Genomic DNA, 17,577 nt, shown 5'->3' with positions numbered 1-17,577 from the left:
TTTATTTGCTTTTTTTAGGAAATGCTTTGCAATTGTTTTGGCATAGCATTTGCCAAATCCTGCTTTCGAGAACCATTCGGACTTTACTAGTCCTTGTTCATGAAGAAAGCACTCATTCTTTTCTTTGCTGTAGTAACCCTATTAATCTTTGGGGTACAATGCACCTTTCTGGAAAAAAACTTCGGTAAAAAGGTGGAAGAAGAAGCCTATATCCTGGACCTACCTGGAATCAAGACTAGAGGTTATATACGTGCAGCTGTGGATAATAACTCTACGGGATATTACATATACCGAGGAAGAAGGATGGGGTATGAGTATGAATTGCTACGCGACCTTGCCAAAAGGCTGAAAGTTCAATTACACCTAGTTTTGGTTTCTGACATTAATGATGCCTTCGATTATTTGGAAGATGGAAAAGTGGATATCATTGCCATGAACCTCGTTAAAAATGAAGAACGACAAAACCGCGCTGAGTTTACTTTGCCTTTAGGAAAAATGAATACAGTCCTGGTGGGGAGAAAATCTTCAGGTAAGGTGGAATCATGGTCAGATTTGGAAGGCGATACTATTGTGGTTCGTCAAGGATCAATCTATAAATCACAGCTTTGCGCCGTGAAAGATTCTATGAAGGTTCAATTTACTGTCTTAGAAAGTCCCGACCATGAAGAGACCTTGATAGACAAAATTGTTCAGGATGAAATTAAATGGACAATTGCCGATCAAAATATTGCTCAGGCCAACGGCACCTATTATGATGGGTTGGATATCTCCTGGAATGTAGAAAAAGCAGGTGAGGTGTCTTGGGTTGTTAGAAATAATTCTCCACAATTATTGTCAACAGTCAATACTTGGATGGAGGATAAGCAAAAGCGATTTATTCCAGATTTATACGCGAAATACTTTTTGAACTCTAAAAACAGCTATTTTCGCTCCAACAGCCCATTTTCATCCTTGGCAGGAAACCGTATTTCAAATTTTGACGAAATTATTCAAAGTGGAGCAGAGCAGCTGGGCTGGGACTGGAGACTTCTTGCATCTTTGGTATACAAGGAGTCTAGGTTTGACACAACGGCAACTTCCTACGCTGGAGCCACAGGATTACTTCAATTGATGCCTGTCACTTTAGAAAGGTTTGGAGTCAGCAATCCTCATGATCCTATAGAGTCACTTTCTGGCGGTGTGAGATATCTACGCTATCTGGATAAGTTTTGGATGGAGAGAGTGCCTGAAACGAATGAACGTGTCAAGTATATTTTGGCCTCCTATAATATAGGGCATGGACATGTGGAAGATGCCTGGAGACTTGCAATGAAGTATGGTCGTAATACCCAAAGTTGGGAAGATGTCTCTGAATTTCTCGAGTTAAAAACTGATCCAAAGTATTATAAAGATCCAGTGGTAAAAAGCGGTTTTGCAAAAGGCCACCTTGCTGTCAATTATGTCAAAGACATCCTCAGTATTTTTGATTCCTATAAGGCACTAGTTGAACCTTAAGCTCCTTCGTGTAGCTCAAACATGGCTTCCACTTCCACGGGGATATTGTCTGGCAAGGATCCCATGCCTACAGCGGACCTTACTCCAATTCCATTTTCGGTTCCCCATACCTCAGCAAATAATTCACTGCAGCCATTGATAATATAGGGGTGTTTGAGGAAATCATCCTTGCAGTTGACCATTCCTAAGACTTTGATCACTCGCTTTACTCTGTTTAAAGAACCAAGATTAGCTTTGATAGTAGCAAGCATAGCCAAGCCAACTTGTCGTGCAGCCAATTTTCCTTCTTCAATATCCATATCCACACCGATTCTACCTATAATCAAGCTACCATCCTCTTGGACAGTGCCGTGTCCGGAAAGATATAAGTAGTTTCCATCAATAAGGCAGGGCTTGTATACTCCCAGTGGCTTTGGAGCCGGGGGTAATATTAGATCAAGTTTTGCAAAATTACTTTCAGGTGTTCCCATGATTTTGAGAGGATAAATAGGGTTAGATAAATAAATTTAAAATAAGGACTCCAATTAATCCAAAGACTGCCACCAGCGTTTCCATTAAGGACCAAGTACGGATAGTGTCTTTGATACTCACATTAAAAAACTCCTTATACATCCAGAAGCCCGCATCGTTGAAGTGGGAAAACATCAAGCTTCCTGCCCCGATAGAGAGTACCAGCAAATTTGGGTCAACATTCATGGTACCTACCAATGGTGCTATGATTCCAGCCGTAGTCAAGCCTGCTACTGTTGCAGACCCTACACAAACTCGAATAATTGCAGTTATTACCCAGGCTAAGAATAGCGGCTGGACATCCCAGGTACTTAATCCATCAGCAATAACCTGACTCACGCCGGTATCCGTAAAGATTTGTTTCAATGCTCCTGCACCTGCCACAATTAATAAAATCATGGCGATATCTTTTGTAGCGATGGTATATATATCCATCAATTGGGTCATTTTAAAATTCCTTCTGAGTCCCAAAGTGTATGTAGCAACCAAGACAGAAATCAACATCACAATCGCTGGGTCAGCTACAAATCCAATCAACGGAGCTATGCTGCTCTCTGCGCTAGTATTTAGGTTTAATGCAGTCATTCCAACCAATAAAAACACAGGGAGTAAGGCAGTAAAAAAACTGTTGAAAGTTCCCGGAAGCTCAGACTCAGGTCGGGTTTCTGCTTGGAAGGTTTTTAAGGGACTCGCTTTGACATTTTTTAAAGTCTTGGCGAAAATTGGGCCCGCTATAATGATGGTGGGGATGGCTATAATGAAACCATAAAATAAGGTTAAGCCCATGTTGGCATCAAACTGTGCAACTAATGCAGCTGGTGAAGGATGCGGTGGTAAAAATCCATGTGTTACGGATAAAGCAGCAAGCAGGGGAATCCCTACGTACACAGCAGAAATTTTGTATTGATAGGCTACGGTAAAGGCCAAGGGCACCAATAATACAAATCCAACATTGTAAAAGAGAGGAATGCCGACAACCAATCCAGTGATTGACATGGCCCATATGATATTTTTTTGTCCAAAAATACCCATAAGGAAGTCAGCAATTCGCTGTGCTGCCCCACTTTCCGCGACAAGCTTTCCTAGCATAGCACCTGTAACAATAACAATAACCAAACCTCCTAAAAGGTCACCAATTCCTTTTTGAACTGATCCCGCAATTTGATCTGCCGGCATGCCTAATAAAAAGCCTGCAATAATGGATGAAATAATAAATGCTAGAAAAGGATTGAGTTTAGCCCAGACAATAAGCAGAACTAATATGGCAATACTGAGCAGTACTAAAAGAATGGTCATAGGTCAAGATTGGGTTTAATGAGCAAGATAAAAAAAATGGTGGAATTGCATTCTGGAAATTACGTCTATCCGACTAGTCTTACTTTTTTAAAAGTTTTACTTGATAAGCTTCACCCTCTGCTTGTAAATATATCATATAAATTCCCGGTGATAACTGATTTACTTCATTGGCAAAAGACTCCACTTGGTATGGTGCTGTGCTTATGTGCTCTCCTAAGAAACTCACTATACTTATTTGCATATCGCTTGATCCAATTTCTTGGGGGATGAACAACTTAATTGGTGTTGAGCCATCATATGGATTAGGGAATAATTTGATTTGAGCCTCAAGCTCTCTTTTACCTTTTAGTCTAAAGACCTTACTCCAGGATTCTTTTCCTTTTGTATCAAGACCTTTTAATTGGTAATAAATTTCTCCGGAAGGAAGCAATTCCTGATCCTTGAATTGAAATTTGGATTTGCTGAAGGTATTATTCTCTGCAGTAAATTTTCCTATAAGAGTAGAGTCATTTAGGCTGTTTGAATATCGATAAATTTCAAATTGTTGAATAGAGTTTTCATTCGCTATTTCCCAATAAATGAGACTGTACCCTTGCTTCGAAATTGCTTTTGTAGATAACCAGGTCAAGGGGAGAATGGAAAGTGTTCTATAGCTACCTACCGTAAAATTTACTCCTGATAATTCATCTGCATTCAATTCTCGCCTTGCCCATAACTCCACTGGGTCTAAACCCGCCAAATGGCTGCCTGGAGCAGCGTAACCAGTTCCTACGATCCGTAAATCGTCCACGTCATCCACAATTAGTTTATCTGCTGAAATTCGAAGCTCAAGAGGAAGGCTTGAAGGGTTTAGGCCAGAAAATTGAAAATAGCTAAAGAGTCGATAGAGAATTGGAGTAGCATCTGAATCATTAAAGCCAGGATTGAAGTCTACGCCCTTATACTCTATAAAATTTATCTCGAGGTTACCACCTGTATTTGCTCCTAGCAACTGGACTTTTCTAATCCCACCTTGAAATTGGTCAGTAAAGGGAAATGTTCCATTGGAAGGGGTGAGTAGTGGAGGCACGCCGTAATAGGTAAATTGCTGAATATTCTTCCAAGAACCTCCGGAATAATTGAGGCCTCCAGTTAGTGAAGTGTTTATAGAAAGGTTATTCCCTCCCAAATCTAATATTCCGGCGGCTTGCGTAAAATCGCCTAGTACTTGTAGGTCTTCTTCAAAAGCCACTGTTCCACCGCTTTTATTGATTTCCAATTTGCCCACATTCATACTGAAGCCTTGCACTTGTTGATTATGGGGTCCAGAGAATTCAATTTCAGTGCTGCTCATCAAGAAGTTACCTGAACCTGATTTTTTCAAATCACCAAAGACTTCTAAAAAAGTGGGTAAATTCAGGTCTTGGGAACCTTGAATTTCAATGTCATGAAATGCAATTGGAACAGCCGAGCCTAGATAGGAGCTCGATAAAAAGTTTTGCGTAAAATCATCGTTGTTAAAAATCACTTGACCATCAAGTGTGAAATTTGCCGCTTCAATTTGAGGAGAAGTACCCTCTAAAATAAGCTGACCTTCATCTTCTAAAATAAAGTTTGCTGCGCTATTGGGAGTACCCGAGATTCCTGATCTAAAAATGATTCCATCGTTGCATTGAGAAATTAGAGTGCCACCAGCTTCAATGGTGAAGTCACCAAAGGCACCCGTTCCATTTATACTTTCATTATTGAATGAAAATGTTGCACAGGAGGCAGGGATGACTGAATTATCTATTTTTTGGAGGACTGTACCTGACTTAATAATGAAATTCAAGGCTTTTATTGGTTCTTCGACCTCAAGGATGACTCCATCCCCGGGATCAAATTCTACTGAATATCGGCTATTAGTAGTGAATCCACTCCAGGAGTCCTTGTAAATGATGATTCTCGATGTCCCTTTGAAAATCAATCTGCTGGTTATGGAATTCCCAATCCAGTTTTGACTGTTCCAGCTTCCTGAAAGAGTGCCTGGTGCCATTCCGGAAAATGCGTTAAGACTTCCATAAATAGATAGAGAATAGCTGTTTAAGTTGAGCTTTATTGCAGCGCCTGTTTCTGCATTTATATAAATACTTTTGACAGATTCGTTTCCTATTAAAGTTAATGTGTGAGTTTGATCTATGTAAATATCATTACTGGGTCCGGGTTTAAAAGTAGCTGCATTCCAACTGGAACCATCATAAATATTCCAGGTACTTAAATCAGAAAAATTTCCAGATTGGATAGTCTTGAATGCTCCGGTTTCTTGAGAAAAGAGCTCTTGCCAATAGGCACAAATCAATACAACTGCCAAAAGAAACCTGTATATTCGGCAGGTAAAAAACATCCTGTAAAGGGAATATGTAGCCTTTGCTAACATAAAAAGTAATTTTAAAAAGTATAACTAATATACTAAAAATGAATCTGAAAAAGAAGAGTTTCTTTCAAATAATTTTTTCTTTCATTCTTTTAAGTACTGGGTTTTCAGAGTCTTATGCCCAGCAGTATAGAATCAGTTTATTGACCTGTGACCCTGGTGAAGAGATTTATAGTTCATTTGGGCATAGTGCTGTTAGAGTACAGGATTTACAAACCGGTCAGGACTTGGTTTATAATTATGGAACCTTTGATTTTGGAGCCCCTAACTTTGTGTTGAATTTTGCCACAGGCAGGTTAGATTATTTTTTATCCCGATCCACGTTTGAGAGGTTTATTGCAGAGTACAATTATTTTGAGCGAAGTGTGAGAGAACAAGAACTGGCTCTCAATCAAGCACAAAAATTGGCCTTAATGGAGTTATTAGAGATCAACTATATGCCTCAGAATAGAGCCTATAGATACGATTTCTTCTATGATAATTGTGCCACGCGAATTATTGATTTGATGGATGAAGTTCTAGGAGATCAATTGGTTTGGCATAATGAAGAACAGCAAGCAGTAGAAAAAACCTTTAGGCAGCTTATTGATGAAAAAGTGTTTTATATGCCTTGGTCAGATTTAGGAATTGACCTGGCTTTGGGTTCTAGGCTTGATCAGGATGCAAGTCCAAGAGAGGAGCAGTTTCTACCCTCTTATATGGAAGAGGCATTTGCAAGGGCAGAAATTGAAGGGGATGGACCCACGCGCTCTTTGGTAAGTAACAATCGCGTGATACTTGATTTTCAGGCTCCCCAGGGTACATTGGGTACTTTTAATCCTTATTTACTATTTTGGATAGTGGCTATTTTGTTTATAATCACCACCTATATTGGCTTTAAAAAGAAAAAACTATTTATAGGTTTTGACTTAGCGTTTTTTGGAATATTAGGTTTGGTTGGTTTGGTGATGGCAGCCTTGTGGATAGCATCCGACATACCTTCCACCAAGTATAATTGGAATATTCTTTGGGCCTTCCCAGGGCATTTATTGTTGATTCCTGGATTACTTTCCAAGACCTTCAAACCTTGGGTAAAGCAATACCTATTAATCGCTTTGATTTTAGCCGATGCAGCAATTGTATTTTGGATTTTGGGTTGGCAATCATTTCACCCAAGTTTGATACCATTAATGCTTGTGGTAATTCTTCGAACCAACTACCTGTATTATAATTTGGAGCGTTTTAAAAAGAGACTTGTCTGATTATTTGGTTAGAAAGTAAACTATTGTGATGTAAATGCGTGTTGGAATAGCTTAGAAAGAACCATGGAATTTAAACTAACATCCGATTATCAACCCACTGGAGATCAACCAAAGGCAATAGAGAAGCTTTCGGAAGGAGTGAACAATGGTGAAAAAGCCCAGGTGTTGCTCGGCGTTACCGGTTCGGGAAAAACTTTTACAATAGCTAACTTAATACAGCAGGTTCAAAAGCCTACTTTGATTTTAAGCCATAATAAAACTTTGGCAGCTCAGCTATATGGTGAATTCAAGCAGTTTTTCCCTGAGAATGCTGTTGAATATTTTATCTCCTATTATGATTACTACCAGCCCGAAGCATTTATCCCGAGTTCGGGTACCTACATTGAAAAGGATCTTTCGATCAATGATGAAATAGAAAAACTTAGGCTGAGCGCTAGTTCAAGTTTGCTTACTGGAAGAAGAGATGTGATTGTAGTTGCATCCGTATCCTGTATTTATGGTATTGGAAACCCTGAGGAATTTGGGAAAAACGTGATTCGATTACAGGAAGGTGATCGTATCCCCAGAAATCAGCTATTATTTAAGCTGGTAGATATTTTATACAGCAGAACACAGCAAGATTTGACACACGGTACATTCCGGGTCAAAGGAGATACAGTAGATATTTTTGTTGCCTATGCAGATTGGGGATATCGTATTTTCTTCTGGGGAGATGAGATTGAAGCTATTCAGCGGATTGATCCAAAAAGTGGTAAAAAGCTTAACGATGAAAAAATCATTTCGATTTTCCCAGCTAACCTTTTTGTCACAGGAAAAGACACCTTGCAAACTGCGATTCATGAAATACAACATGACATGGTGGCTCAGGTAAATTTCTTTGAAAAAGAAGGGAAATTTATGGAGGCAAAAAGGTTGCAGGAGAGAACAGAGTTTGATTTGGAAATGATTCGAGAGTTAGGCTATTGTTCTGGAGTTGAGAATTATTCCAGGTATTTTGATAGAAGAGAGCCAGGGGCCAGACCCTTCTGTTTGATAGATTATTTCCCTGATGATTTTCTTTTGGTCATTGATGAAAGCCATGTGACAGTTCCGCAGGTTCGTGCCATGTGGGGAGGAGACAGGTCAAGGAAGGTAAATTTGGTGGATTTTGGTTTCCGACTTCCCTCTGCTTTGGATAATAGGCCTTTGAAATTTGAGGAATTTGAAACACTAGCAAATCAGGTGGTTTATGTCTCCGCGACTCCGGCAGACTATGAGCTTAACCTAACCGAGGGTGAAGTAGTGGAACAGATTATTAGACCTACGGGGCTTTTGGATCCTACCATTGACGTAAGACCAAGTCAAAATCAAATAGATGATTTGCTCGAAGAGATAGATCAAACCATAAAAACTGATGCGCGTGTTTTGGTGACTACATTGACCAAACGTATGGCGGAAGAACTCCAAAAATACTTGGAGCGTGCAGGAGTGAAGTCACGATATATCCACTCGGAAGTGAAAACATTGGATCGGGTAGAAATTCTAAGGGAACTTCGATTGGGGATTTTTGATGTGCTGGTGGGAGTAAATTTACTTAGAGAGGGATTGGATCTGCCTGAAGTATCATTAGTAGCAATTCTGGATGCAGATAAAGAAGGCTTTCTTAGAAATGAAAGAAGTTTGGTACAAACCATAGGTAGAGCAGCTCGAAATCAAGAGGGAAGGGTAATCATGTACGCCGATAAGATAACTCCTTCTATGAAAATGGCCATCGATGAAACTAAAAGGAGAAGAGCTTTGCAGATTGCCTATAATGAAGAGCATGGCATTACTCCAACTACAGTGATTAAGTCCAGAGATAAAATCATGGGTCAAACTAAAGTGGCGGATTCCAAAAGAAATCCAAAAGTTTACGCTGGTCCAATGCCTGGAGAGGAAAATATGGCTGCCGATCCTGTTGTCCAGTATTTGAGCAAAGAGAAGCTTGAGAAGCTGATTGTTCAAACTCAAAAACAGATGGAAAAAGCTGCCAAGGAATTAAATTTTATGGAAGCTGCAAGATTGCGCGATGAGTGGCAGTCTCAAAAATCACGTTTGGAAGAGCTTTCCCGAATTCCGGGATAAAATACGGTTGAACTATTAAGAGATGACTCTTCAAGAAGTTAAGAGCCTTGCCTCAAAAGGGGAGGGGTTAAAAATTGAGTTTAAGAAGAAAGCTGCACATCCTGAAAAAATTGTGCGTGAGTTGATTGCCTTTGCAAACACCTCAGGGGGAGTGTTGATGATAGGTGTAGATGATGACGGGACGGTTTCCGGCCAACGGTTTATAGAGGAAGAGGTTTATGTAATGGAAAAAGCTATTCGTGAATTGATTTTTCCTGAGTTAAGCTATGAGCTTTTTACTTTTTCGCTCAACCCAAAAAAAGGAGTAGCTGTATTTAAAGTTGAATTTAGCCCAGATCGGCCTCATTACCTTAAAGAAAACAAGAAAAAGCAGTCATACATACGTGTGGCTGACAGGAGTGTGCAGGCCAGCATGGAGGTTTGGGAAATTTTGAGAAGAGGGAAATCTCCAAAAGACATGGTTTTTACATATGGAAGAAAAGAGGAAGTCCTGCTAAAAGCTCTGGAAGAGAATCAAAAAATTACCTTAAAAGAATATTCCAAGCTTGCTAAAATCCCTAAGTTTTTGGCATCTCGAACATTGGTGAGGTTAGTTCTGGCTAATGTTTTAAAAATTCACCCCCAAGAATCGGAGGACTATTTTACTCTGAAAAATCAGGAAGTTTAATGCCTGTTCGATTAGTAAATCCTTTATTTCCTTGGAGACCTCCTGTATGAAGGAGAAGAATTTTTGATCCTTTGGAGAAATGATTGGTAGCTACCAGATCCCAGGCTGCAAAGGCCATTTTACTGGTATAAATAGGGTCTAGAATAATTCCAAAATCTTCAAAAAAACTCCAGATAAACTCAATCAATTCCTGGTTATATTTTGCATATCCTCCAAAATGATATTGATCCAAAATTTTGAAATTTCCTTTGGGTGAAATATCGTATTGAGTGAGTAAGTTTTCTATTTCAGAATGGATGAATTTTCCTTTCAAAGAAGATACTCCTAATAAATTTTGTCCCTTCTCCAAAGACTTGGATAATCCGGCAAAAGTGCCCCCAGTCCCAATGGGGGTAAAAATATGACTGAAAATGGAATCGGTTTCTTTCAGGATTTCATTTGTTCCCTGGATGGCTAAAGCATTTGTCCCACCCTCTGGAATAAGATAGAAATCATCAAATTGAGATTTGAGCTCTTCCATAAAATCGGGTTGGGTTTTGTTTCGGTAGGACTCCCTGCTAATAAAGTGTAAATGCATTCCATTGGATTCAGCTTCTTCCAAAGTGGGATTCAACGGCATTACTTTTTCTCCACGTATTATTCCAATCGATTTCAATCCGGCTACTTTGGCAGCAAGGGCAACAGCGGAAATGTGGTTTGAATAGGCTCCGCCAAATGTTAAAATTATATTCTTGTTGGTTTTTAATGCCTCTTCTAAATTGTAATTGAGCTTATAAAACTTATTTCCAGAAATTACAGGATGTATTAAATCCAGACGTTTTATCGCTACTTCCACCTCTTTTTCCTCAAAAAGGGGGTGGTCTAACCATTGATTTTGTACTGGATTTTCTAAAAGCATAAGCTTGATTTCAATGTTTGTAGCAAAGTTAACCTTGATACTTCTATTTTTGTAACATGAGCAATAATCCAGCAGAAGACTTTGAAGACGAGGAAGTCGAATTATTTGAGCATTACCAGATTTCCATAGATAAAGGGCAGAAAAATATCAGGATTGATAAGTTTCTAAGCGAAAAATTAGCCAACGCTACTCGGAATAAAGTGCAGCAGGCCATTGATGCAGGTTCGGTTTTGGTGAATGGTAAACCTACAAAGGCAAATTATAAAATCAAGCCCATGGATGACATCAAGGTTATGATGGAAAAGCCACCTAGGGATACGGAAGTTTATCCTGAAAAGATCGAGCTTGATATTATTTATGAAGATAAATATTTGCTGATCGTCAATAAACCTGCAGGAATGGTTGTTCATCCAGCTCATGGAAATTGGTCCGGGACTCTGGCAAATGCTTTGGTCTATCATTTTCAAGATTTGCCGGAAATGAAAGGGAATGAAGGCAGACCAGGTTTGGTTCACCGGATTGATAAAGACACTTCTGGGCTTTTGGTAATTGCCAAGCAGGAAGAAGCAATGACGCATTTAGCCTCGCAGTTTTTCCATCATACAATAGACAGGACTTATATAGCATTGGTTTGGGGAGAGCCTAAAGAGGATGAAGGAACCATAGAAGGGAATGTTGGGAGAAGCGCCAAGAACAGAAAGGTAATGGATGTTTTTCCAGATGGGGAGCAGGGAAAGCATGCGATCACCCATTGGAAAGTTTTGAAAAGGCTTCGGTATGTGAGTTTGATTCAATGTAACCTAGAGACAGGCCGAACCCATCAGATCAGAGCTCATATGAAATATATTGGACATCCTTTATTTAATGATGCGATGTATGGGGGAGATAAAATCAGGAAAGGGACTCAGTTTTCAAAGTATAAGACTTTTGTTCAAAATTGTTTTGATTTGATCCCTCGACAGGCTCTACATGCGATGTCTTTGGGTTTCATTCATCCAGTAAGCAAAGAAAAAGTTTATTATGAAGTAGGCTTACCAAAAGATTTTGCAGATGTACTGGAGAAATGGGAGACTTATGTAAATTTTGAATAGTGTTATTGCTATTAGAATCGATAATTATTCGATAAAATTTTACGAAAAAAATAAAAAAAAGGCTTTTTATAAAATATAATGAAAATTTCAATTCTCTTCATTGATATATCGTTAAAATAACAAGTTGATTTACCTCCATAATTTAGGATTTGACAAAATTCAATCGATTTCATTATATAAACTGTAAATTTTTAGATTATTTTTTAGATAATTTGTAATAATCAATCTGCTGTGCCTATATTTGAAACATCAAAAGGGATAAAAGTTCTCTTTTACACATACTGTAGGATGTTGAAATTGGCAGACAAGCCCTCCTGTCTCGAGGGTGGAGGTCATGGGATAAAGCATTTAGCGAGCTCGTAAATTTGCCTAACTACTCCGTGGAGGTTCGAATCCTTCTCCTACAGCAGGTTATTTTGGGTTTATTGTTAATTGACTAAAACCATGAAATTGTATTTCATGGTTTTTTTTATGCCTAATTTTTTTCAGACTGCCCTTGTTTACCAAACAATCCTTCTTATCGAATATTGCAAAATTCTAAATGTGAATGATTGAATCTCATTCTGGATTGCTTAAAAATCATTAAAAATGCTTTTTTATTAAAAATAATGTAATAAAATAAATTAAATGATAATTTATTTGCAATGAAACGTTTGATCTGTTACTTTTGAAACAATGGAAGTCAAGAATGACGAAAAGCTGTAAAACGCTTTTGCCCAAAGTAATACTTCCAGAAAAGATTATTCGGCATAGGGCCGAAAAACACATACTGTAGGATGTTGAAATTGGCAGACAAGCCCTCCTGTCTCGGGGGTGGAGGTCATGGGATAAAGCATTTAGCGAGCTCGTAATTTGCCTAACTACTCCGTGGAGGTTCGAATCCTTCTCCTACAGCAGGTTATTTTGGGTTTATTGTTAATTGACTAAAACCATGAAATTGTATTTCATGGTTTTTTTTATGCCCTTTAGATAAGAGGTGTTGTATGATTTGGTCAAGTGGTAGTACGGCCTAATTAAATATGTGTATACAGTGAAATGATAAAATATTATCATTTTAATAATAATTACTTAAAATTTACTAGGTGAATTACATTAAGTAAAATAAATTATTATTTAATTATAGATACTGTAAAAAATAAAATAAAATATTGTCAAAATTGTAATAAATGGCAGGTATTTCTAATTTTGGGCAGTCATTTATAAGAGGATGACATTTTGGTATTGACAAATTGTTGTTATTCAAATCCTTAATAACAGAAGATATAATAACTCAAACCATAAACCTATTTTACTTCATTGTAGGATGTTGAAATTGGCAGACAAGCCCTCCTGTCTCGGGGGTGGGGAACCCAGCATAAAGCGTAATTCAAACCGGACTATTGCCTAACGACCCCGTGGAGGTTCGAATCCTTCTCCTACAGCAACTGAAAAAGCAGCACATTTGTGCTGCTTTTTTGCTTTGAGGGGCTCTGTGTAGCAATGATATGATGCAGATTCTCTATTTTTAGATGAAATATAGATTGAATGTCAAAAGAAGTTCACCATACAAAATCTCCGCATCCCCTCCGGAAAAAGCTAATTAGATGGGTTATGGTTGCATTTCTTTCTCTTCTTTTTTTAGAGTTTGTAGTGTATTTCGGCTCTAATTTATTGCTATCCAATTGGGCCAGGAACAAAATAACAGAAGCTACTGAAGAAGTATATAATGTAGAATTTAATAGGATTAATTTTTCGCTTCTTCGGAGAGGTATTTTTCTAGATGGTATAATCATGAAGCCGACTGAAGGAATTGAGTCCAGCGCTGAGCAAACGCTTTTTGATTTTTCTTTGGATGAGCTAGCATTAAGGGGGCTTTGGTTTAGTTTTTCAGACAACGTTTTCTATATAGGAAGTCTAGAATTTGAAAATCCGAATTTCAAAATGAATTTGCCCGATAAGCCTGATTCAAAAGAAAAGGCGGAGCAAGATTCGGTTCAAGTAAATAATCAGTCTCCTGTCACGGCATTAGAAAACGAGTTGAAAAAAAGCATCGCTCGGATGAAAATAAATGGGGTAGTGATCAGAGAACTAAATATTGATCATGCCGATTTATTTTTTATGAATTTCTTAAGTCAAAATACGCTTACGGCCGAAAATACTCGATTGCTCGTTCGTGATATCAATCTGACAAATAAAGAGGAGTGGACCACTCCATTCAATGCTAGGGGATTTGAATTTGATCTTGAGAAAGTCAATTTTAAACTGCCAGATGGAGTACACGATGTCATTGCTGATAAGGTGTATGTAAGCTCATTGGATAATCAAATTGAACTAGATAATTTTTTCCTGACGCCGGATAAAAACAAAGAAAGTAAAGCCTATTATTTCGCCCAATTAAATAATCTAAGATTAGGAAATGTTGATTTAAACCAGGCTTTTATGACCTCCAGAGTCATGGTAGATGAACTCGTGTTGGATGATCCTCAATTTAAAGTGGAGCGAATGGTGAAAGCAGAAAAGGATACCACAGGCTCAGAGAATTTAAATGATTTGATCGATGGACTTTTAAAATCAATTGACATTCAGGAATTATCCATCAATCGTGGAAAATTTATTACTTCCGATGCATTAGACACGCTGAAGAATAGAATTGATATCGAGGGAATGGATTTTAAAATGGTCAATTTTTATTTGGGTGATGATGAAAATAGAAAGGAGAATCAGTTTTTCTATGGAGAAGATGCAGCTATGGAAATTCGAAATGCCAGTTTGTATCTCTCGGATGAAATACATTTGATAGAGGGTGAGAGAATAAGCGTTTCCTCTTTTAAAGATGAAATTGATATTCAAAATGTAAGTTTCCAGCCAAGGCCCGGAGCTTTGGAAGGTAAAGATCCACTTCACATTATTAGGGTTTCTATTCCCAATATTGCTTTGAAAGATGCGAATTTAAAGCTCCTCTATAATGAAGGGAGATTGGAGATGAATGGAATGAGACTTAATGCTCCTAAAGTAGAAATTACCGAATTGAGAAAACGAGAAAATGACTCCACCTCTCGAGTTTCGATTAAAGGCTTGTTGGAAGGTTATTTATCTGAAGTTAATATAGGTAAGTTCAATTTGGATAACGGAGAGATTCAATTCAAAAATGAAGCAGGTGAAAGAAGTGATGATATTGGTTTTGAGAAGTTTAGTTTAGAGTTGGATGATGTCTATTTTCAACCAAATACCTCAAAAAATATTAGTGATTTTCTCTTGGCTAAAGGAGTCATATTGAGTTTAGATCAATATAGACTGAAGTTGAGGGATAATTTGCATGAGTTTACTGCCGACAATGTGACGATTAATTCAAAAGATTCCATTGTTACTGTTTCCAATTTGAACATTGGCCCTGAAAATCCAGATCAGGTTCAGGAAGCTTTAGATGCATATGGGAAAAGTATGATTTTAAGTATTAACATCCCTGAGTTTAGGGCTGAGGGTTTTGATGTTAGAGCGGCTTTTGAAGATGAAAGGTTAGAAATTCAACAGATTCTTATTCCGAGTCCTGAAATTGCGATGAGGCGTTTCCGTAAGAGTCAGCAAAGCAAAGTGGGTGGTGGTCCAGAATCTTCAGATGATGTGAGCAGTTTGCTTACCTCTTATTTCAATGAAATATCAATTGATTCAGTAAGCTTTTCGGATGGGAAAATTAAATATCAAAACTATTCAGGCAAAAAAGATATCCAGTTCCAAGAAGATAATTTGGGGCTTAAACTAAAGAGTTTCTATGTTAATAGAGAAGGACTTGCCAATGAGGATAGAACCTTCTTCTCTGAAGAGATTGATTTAAGCCTAGGTAATTATGCATTTAACTTAGCGAATGGAAATTACATTGCCACAACTCGCGACCTGAAGTATAATTCTTTAGAAAAAACCATCATCATTGATAGTTTGTCTTTAGAACCAGGACCCAACCTCAATAACAAAATTGCACTTTCATTGATGTTGCCTCAAGTGGCATTTCAAGGTGTGGACATAGAGTCTTTTCTTTTTCAAAATGTACTGGATTTAAACAAGTTAGGTCTCACAGGGGGGCAAATTAATATTGAGATCAATAGGGACTTTGAGGCGGATACTATTAGATCTGAAGTAAAGACTAATCTACCGAAATCCATTGAATCCATCCAAATTGATTCTATTCAGGCAGTCAATTCAACATTAGGGATAAATTTTAGAACTGGAACCAGCGGAGCACAATCTATTTTGACCAAGTTTGAAATTGCGATTAATGGGTTTGTTTTTGATTCCACAACTAATACCAAAGAAGACTTATCAGGGCTATTTTCTGAAATTAATTTATCCTTAGAGGATTTTTCTTTTGCCTTACCTGATAGTATGCATACGATTAAATTTTCTAGTGTCAATGTGGATAATACCTTGGATGCGACTATATTTTCAGATTTCCAGATCATACCTAAAAACACTACCGGAAGTCCTGGCAAGCCGATTATTTCTGCACAATTAGAGTCACTTTCCTTAGAGAATAATACATTAAAGGATATTCAAGAAACAGGTGTTTTTGAGTTAAATAAAATCACCTTAAATAGTCCAGAAATAAACGTATATCTGGATTCAGCTGAAAATAAAAAGGAGAAGAAAACACCAAAGTCAGCGGATAAAGAAGGGTTAGTACAATCTATTTTACTGCAGGATATTCAAATTCTAGATGGGAGAGTTGCCTTGCATAATAAAAGCCAGGGAGCAATCGATCGATTAGCCTTTGAAAGTATCAATTTGGAACTTGATGATTTAAATCTTGACCTATTAGGTAATAGTCAAAATATCAGTCCGCAGTTTATTTTAGAAAAGGACCTGAGGTTATCAATTTCAAATTATCACTTCCTTAGTAAGGATAGTATGAATCGAGTAAAAATAGGGAAAGTGAGTTTACTGGATGATGATATCATTGTAGAAAACATTTCCTTTGGGCCATCAATGGGTAGGTATAATTACCTGAATCAAAAAGGCTTTCAATCAGATGCTATTGATGGGCAGGTTAAAAAATTAACGCTGAAAAACATTGATTTTGATCAGTATTTTCAATCAAAAAACCTGAAAGCACAGGCTTTGATTTTAAATGATTTGGAATTAGATGTGTTTAGGGATAAAAGGCTTCCGGAAGAGGAAGGGATTTATAAAGCAATGCCACAAGCATTGATGAGTTCGGCCGCTTTTGATTTGGAAATAGATTCTGTTCTCGTAGAGAATGGTATCGTGAGGTATCAGGAATTTGGACCTAAATCCATGTTGCCAGGTTCTGTGTTTTTTGATCAAATGAATGTTAGGTTAACACCATTTGTTTTGAGCAAAGAGGGGACAGAATATCCCTTAAAATCCTCGCAGATGATTGCCTCTACACGATTAATGGGGGAGGGAGAGATCAAGTTAAAGGGAGAATTATTTTATGAGGATCCCTATCCTATGGATATTGAAGTTGAATTGGGGGCGTTTGATTTGACGAAAATAAATAATATGGTGAGTAGGGGAGTTTTTGTGAGGATTTTAGAAGGGAAAGTGATTGATGGAGACTGGAGATTCACCTTAGATGAAGAGGAAGCTATTGGCGACATGAATTTCCATTATGAGGATTTAAAAATAGAGTTCTTAGATAGCTTGACTTTGGAAAGGGGAAAAGGAAAATTGGGATTTATGACATTTATGGCGAACACCATTGCAAAGAACTCCAACCCAAGAAAATTATTTAATAAATCGGTTAATTCTAGAATTTATTTTGAGCGAGATAAATCCAAATTTGTTTTTGGTGCTTGGTGGCGTGCAACTTTTAGTGGGTTAAAAGGAGCCTTAGGATTGGGCCAAGCAAAAGTTCCAAGAAGGAAAGAAGAGGAGGAGTAAAAATTAGTTTT

General features: G+C 37.8%; 10 protein-coding genes. 6 read left to right on the top strand and 4 right to left on the bottom strand.

From position 1 onward, the window contains the following. Positions 1 to 99: 99 nt before the first annotated feature. The gene (locus ALPR1_RS20025; RefSeq protein WP_008203429.1) at positions 100 to 1,494 is read left to right on the top strand and encodes an MltF family protein; all 1,395 of its coding nucleotides are present in this window, start codon (positions 100 to 102) and stop codon (positions 1,492 to 1,494) included. Here ALPR1_RS20025 and ALPR1_RS20020 read toward each other — a convergent pair. The 3 genes from ALPR1_RS20020 to ALPR1_RS20010 all read right to left on the bottom strand — a co-directional run bounded on the left by ALPR1_RS20020 (position 1,491) and on the right by ALPR1_RS20010 (position 5,695). Beyond that, a complete protein-coding gene (locus ALPR1_RS20020) occupies positions 1,491 to 1,964 on the bottom strand; it encodes a RidA family protein (protein ID WP_008203428.1) in 474 nt (157 codons plus the stop codon). The two genes, ALPR1_RS20025 and ALPR1_RS20020, sit on opposite strands and share 4 nt — an antisense overlap. Before the next feature lie 22 nt (positions 1,965 to 1,986). Further along, on the bottom strand, positions 1,987 to 3,300 hold the full coding sequence (locus ALPR1_RS20015) for a gluconate:H+ symporter (protein WP_008203426.1): 1,314 nt from the start codon (positions 3,298 to 3,300) through the stop codon (positions 1,987 to 1,989). A 79-nt stretch (positions 3,301 to 3,379) separates the two neighbouring features. Next, the gene (locus tag ALPR1_RS20010) at positions 3,380 to 5,695 is read right to left on the bottom strand and encodes a T9SS type A sorting domain-containing protein (protein ID WP_008203425.1); all 2,316 of its coding nucleotides are present in this window, start codon (positions 5,693 to 5,695) and stop codon (positions 3,380 to 3,382) included. A 38-nt stretch (positions 5,696 to 5,733) separates the two neighbouring features. Between ALPR1_RS20010 and ALPR1_RS20005 the strand changes: the two genes are divergently transcribed. The 3 genes from ALPR1_RS20005 to ALPR1_RS19995 all read left to right on the top strand — a co-directional run bounded on the left by ALPR1_RS20005 (position 5,734) and on the right by ALPR1_RS19995 (position 9,703). Beyond that, positions 5,734 to 6,933, top strand: a complete 1,200-nt coding sequence (locus ALPR1_RS20005) for an Lnb N-terminal periplasmic domain-containing protein (protein WP_008203423.1) — start codon at positions 5,734 to 5,736, stop codon at positions 6,931 to 6,933. Between the two features lie 63 nt (positions 6,934 to 6,996). Next, positions 6,997 to 9,036 (top strand): excinuclease ABC subunit UvrB, encoded by a 2,040-nt coding sequence (gene uvrB, locus ALPR1_RS20000; RefSeq protein ID WP_008203422.1) that lies wholly within the window; start codon positions 6,997 to 6,999, stop codon positions 9,034 to 9,036. A gap of 22 nt (positions 9,037 to 9,058) precedes the next feature. Continuing rightward, positions 9,059 to 9,703 carry an AlbA family DNA-binding domain-containing protein gene (locus ALPR1_RS19995; protein WP_008203420.1) on the top strand — a complete coding sequence of 215 codons (645 nt, stop codon included), beginning with the start codon at positions 9,059 to 9,061 and terminating at the stop codon, positions 9,701 to 9,703. Here ALPR1_RS19995 and ALPR1_RS19990 read toward each other — a convergent pair. Then, entirely contained in the window at positions 9,678 to 10,601 is a 924-nt protein-coding gene (locus ALPR1_RS19990) for a 1-aminocyclopropane-1-carboxylate deaminase/D-cysteine desulfhydrase (RefSeq protein ID WP_008203418.1), read from the bottom strand. The two genes, ALPR1_RS19995 and ALPR1_RS19990, sit on opposite strands and share 26 nt — an antisense overlap. Positions 10,602 to 10,657: 56 nt before the next feature. Between ALPR1_RS19990 and ALPR1_RS19985 the strand changes: the two genes are divergently transcribed. Together ALPR1_RS19985 and ALPR1_RS19980 are read left to right on the top strand one after the other, a co-directional pair. Next, on the top strand, positions 10,658 to 11,692 hold the full coding sequence (locus ALPR1_RS19985) for an RluA family pseudouridine synthase (RefSeq protein ID WP_008203416.1): 1,035 nt from the start codon (positions 10,658 to 10,660) through the stop codon (positions 11,690 to 11,692). Between the two features lie 1,770 nt (positions 11,693 to 13,462). Continuing rightward, positions 13,463 to 17,566, top strand: a complete 4,104-nt coding sequence (locus tag ALPR1_RS19980; RefSeq protein ID WP_153231843.1) for a hypothetical protein — start codon at positions 13,463 to 13,465, stop codon at positions 17,564 to 17,566. Positions 17,567 to 17,577: the final 11 nt, after the last annotated feature.

It is taken from the genome of Algoriphagus machipongonensis, assembly GCF_000166275.1.
GTDB lineage: Bacteria > Bacteroidota > Bacteroidia > Cytophagales > Cyclobacteriaceae > Algoriphagus > Algoriphagus machipongonensis.
The sequence above is the reverse complement of the archived record's forward strand: the minus strand, read 5'-3'. Positions and strand labels throughout refer to the sequence as shown.

Excerpts from the sequence above, each read along its gene's own strand:
- ALPR1_RS19995 (WP_008203420.1), top strand. The coding sequence starts at position 9,059 with ATGACTCTTCAAGAAGTTAAGAGCCTTGCCTCAAAAGGGGAGGGGTTA.
- uvrB (WP_008203422.1), top strand. The coding sequence starts at position 6,997 with ATGGAATTTAAACTAACATCCGATTATCAACCCACTGGAGATCAACCA.
- ALPR1_RS20015 (WP_008203426.1), bottom strand. The coding sequence starts at position 3,300 with ATGACCATTCTTTTAGTACTGCTCAGTATTGCCATATTAGTTCTGCTT.
- ALPR1_RS20005 (WP_008203423.1), top strand. The coding sequence starts at position 5,734 with ATGAATCTGAAAAAGAAGAGTTTCTTTCAAATAATTTTTTCTTTCATT.
- ALPR1_RS20010 (WP_008203425.1), bottom strand. The coding sequence starts at position 5,695 with ATGTTAGCAAAGGCTACATATTCCCTTTACAGGATGTTTTTTACCTGC.
- ALPR1_RS20020 (WP_008203428.1), bottom strand. The coding sequence starts at position 1,964 with ATGGGAACACCTGAAAGTAATTTTGCAAAACTTGATCTAATATTACCC.
- ALPR1_RS19985 (WP_008203416.1), top strand. The coding sequence starts at position 10,658 with ATGAGCAATAATCCAGCAGAAGACTTTGAAGACGAGGAAGTCGAATTA.
- ALPR1_RS19980 (WP_153231843.1), top strand. The coding sequence starts at position 13,463 with ATGAAGCCGACTGAAGGAATTGAGTCCAGCGCTGAGCAAACGCTTTTT.
- ALPR1_RS19990 (WP_008203418.1), bottom strand. The coding sequence starts at position 10,601 with ATGCTTTTAGAAAATCCAGTACAAAATCAATGGTTAGACCACCCCCTT.
- ALPR1_RS20025 (WP_008203429.1), top strand. The coding sequence starts at position 100 with ATGAAGAAAGCACTCATTCTTTTCTTTGCTGTAGTAACCCTATTAATC.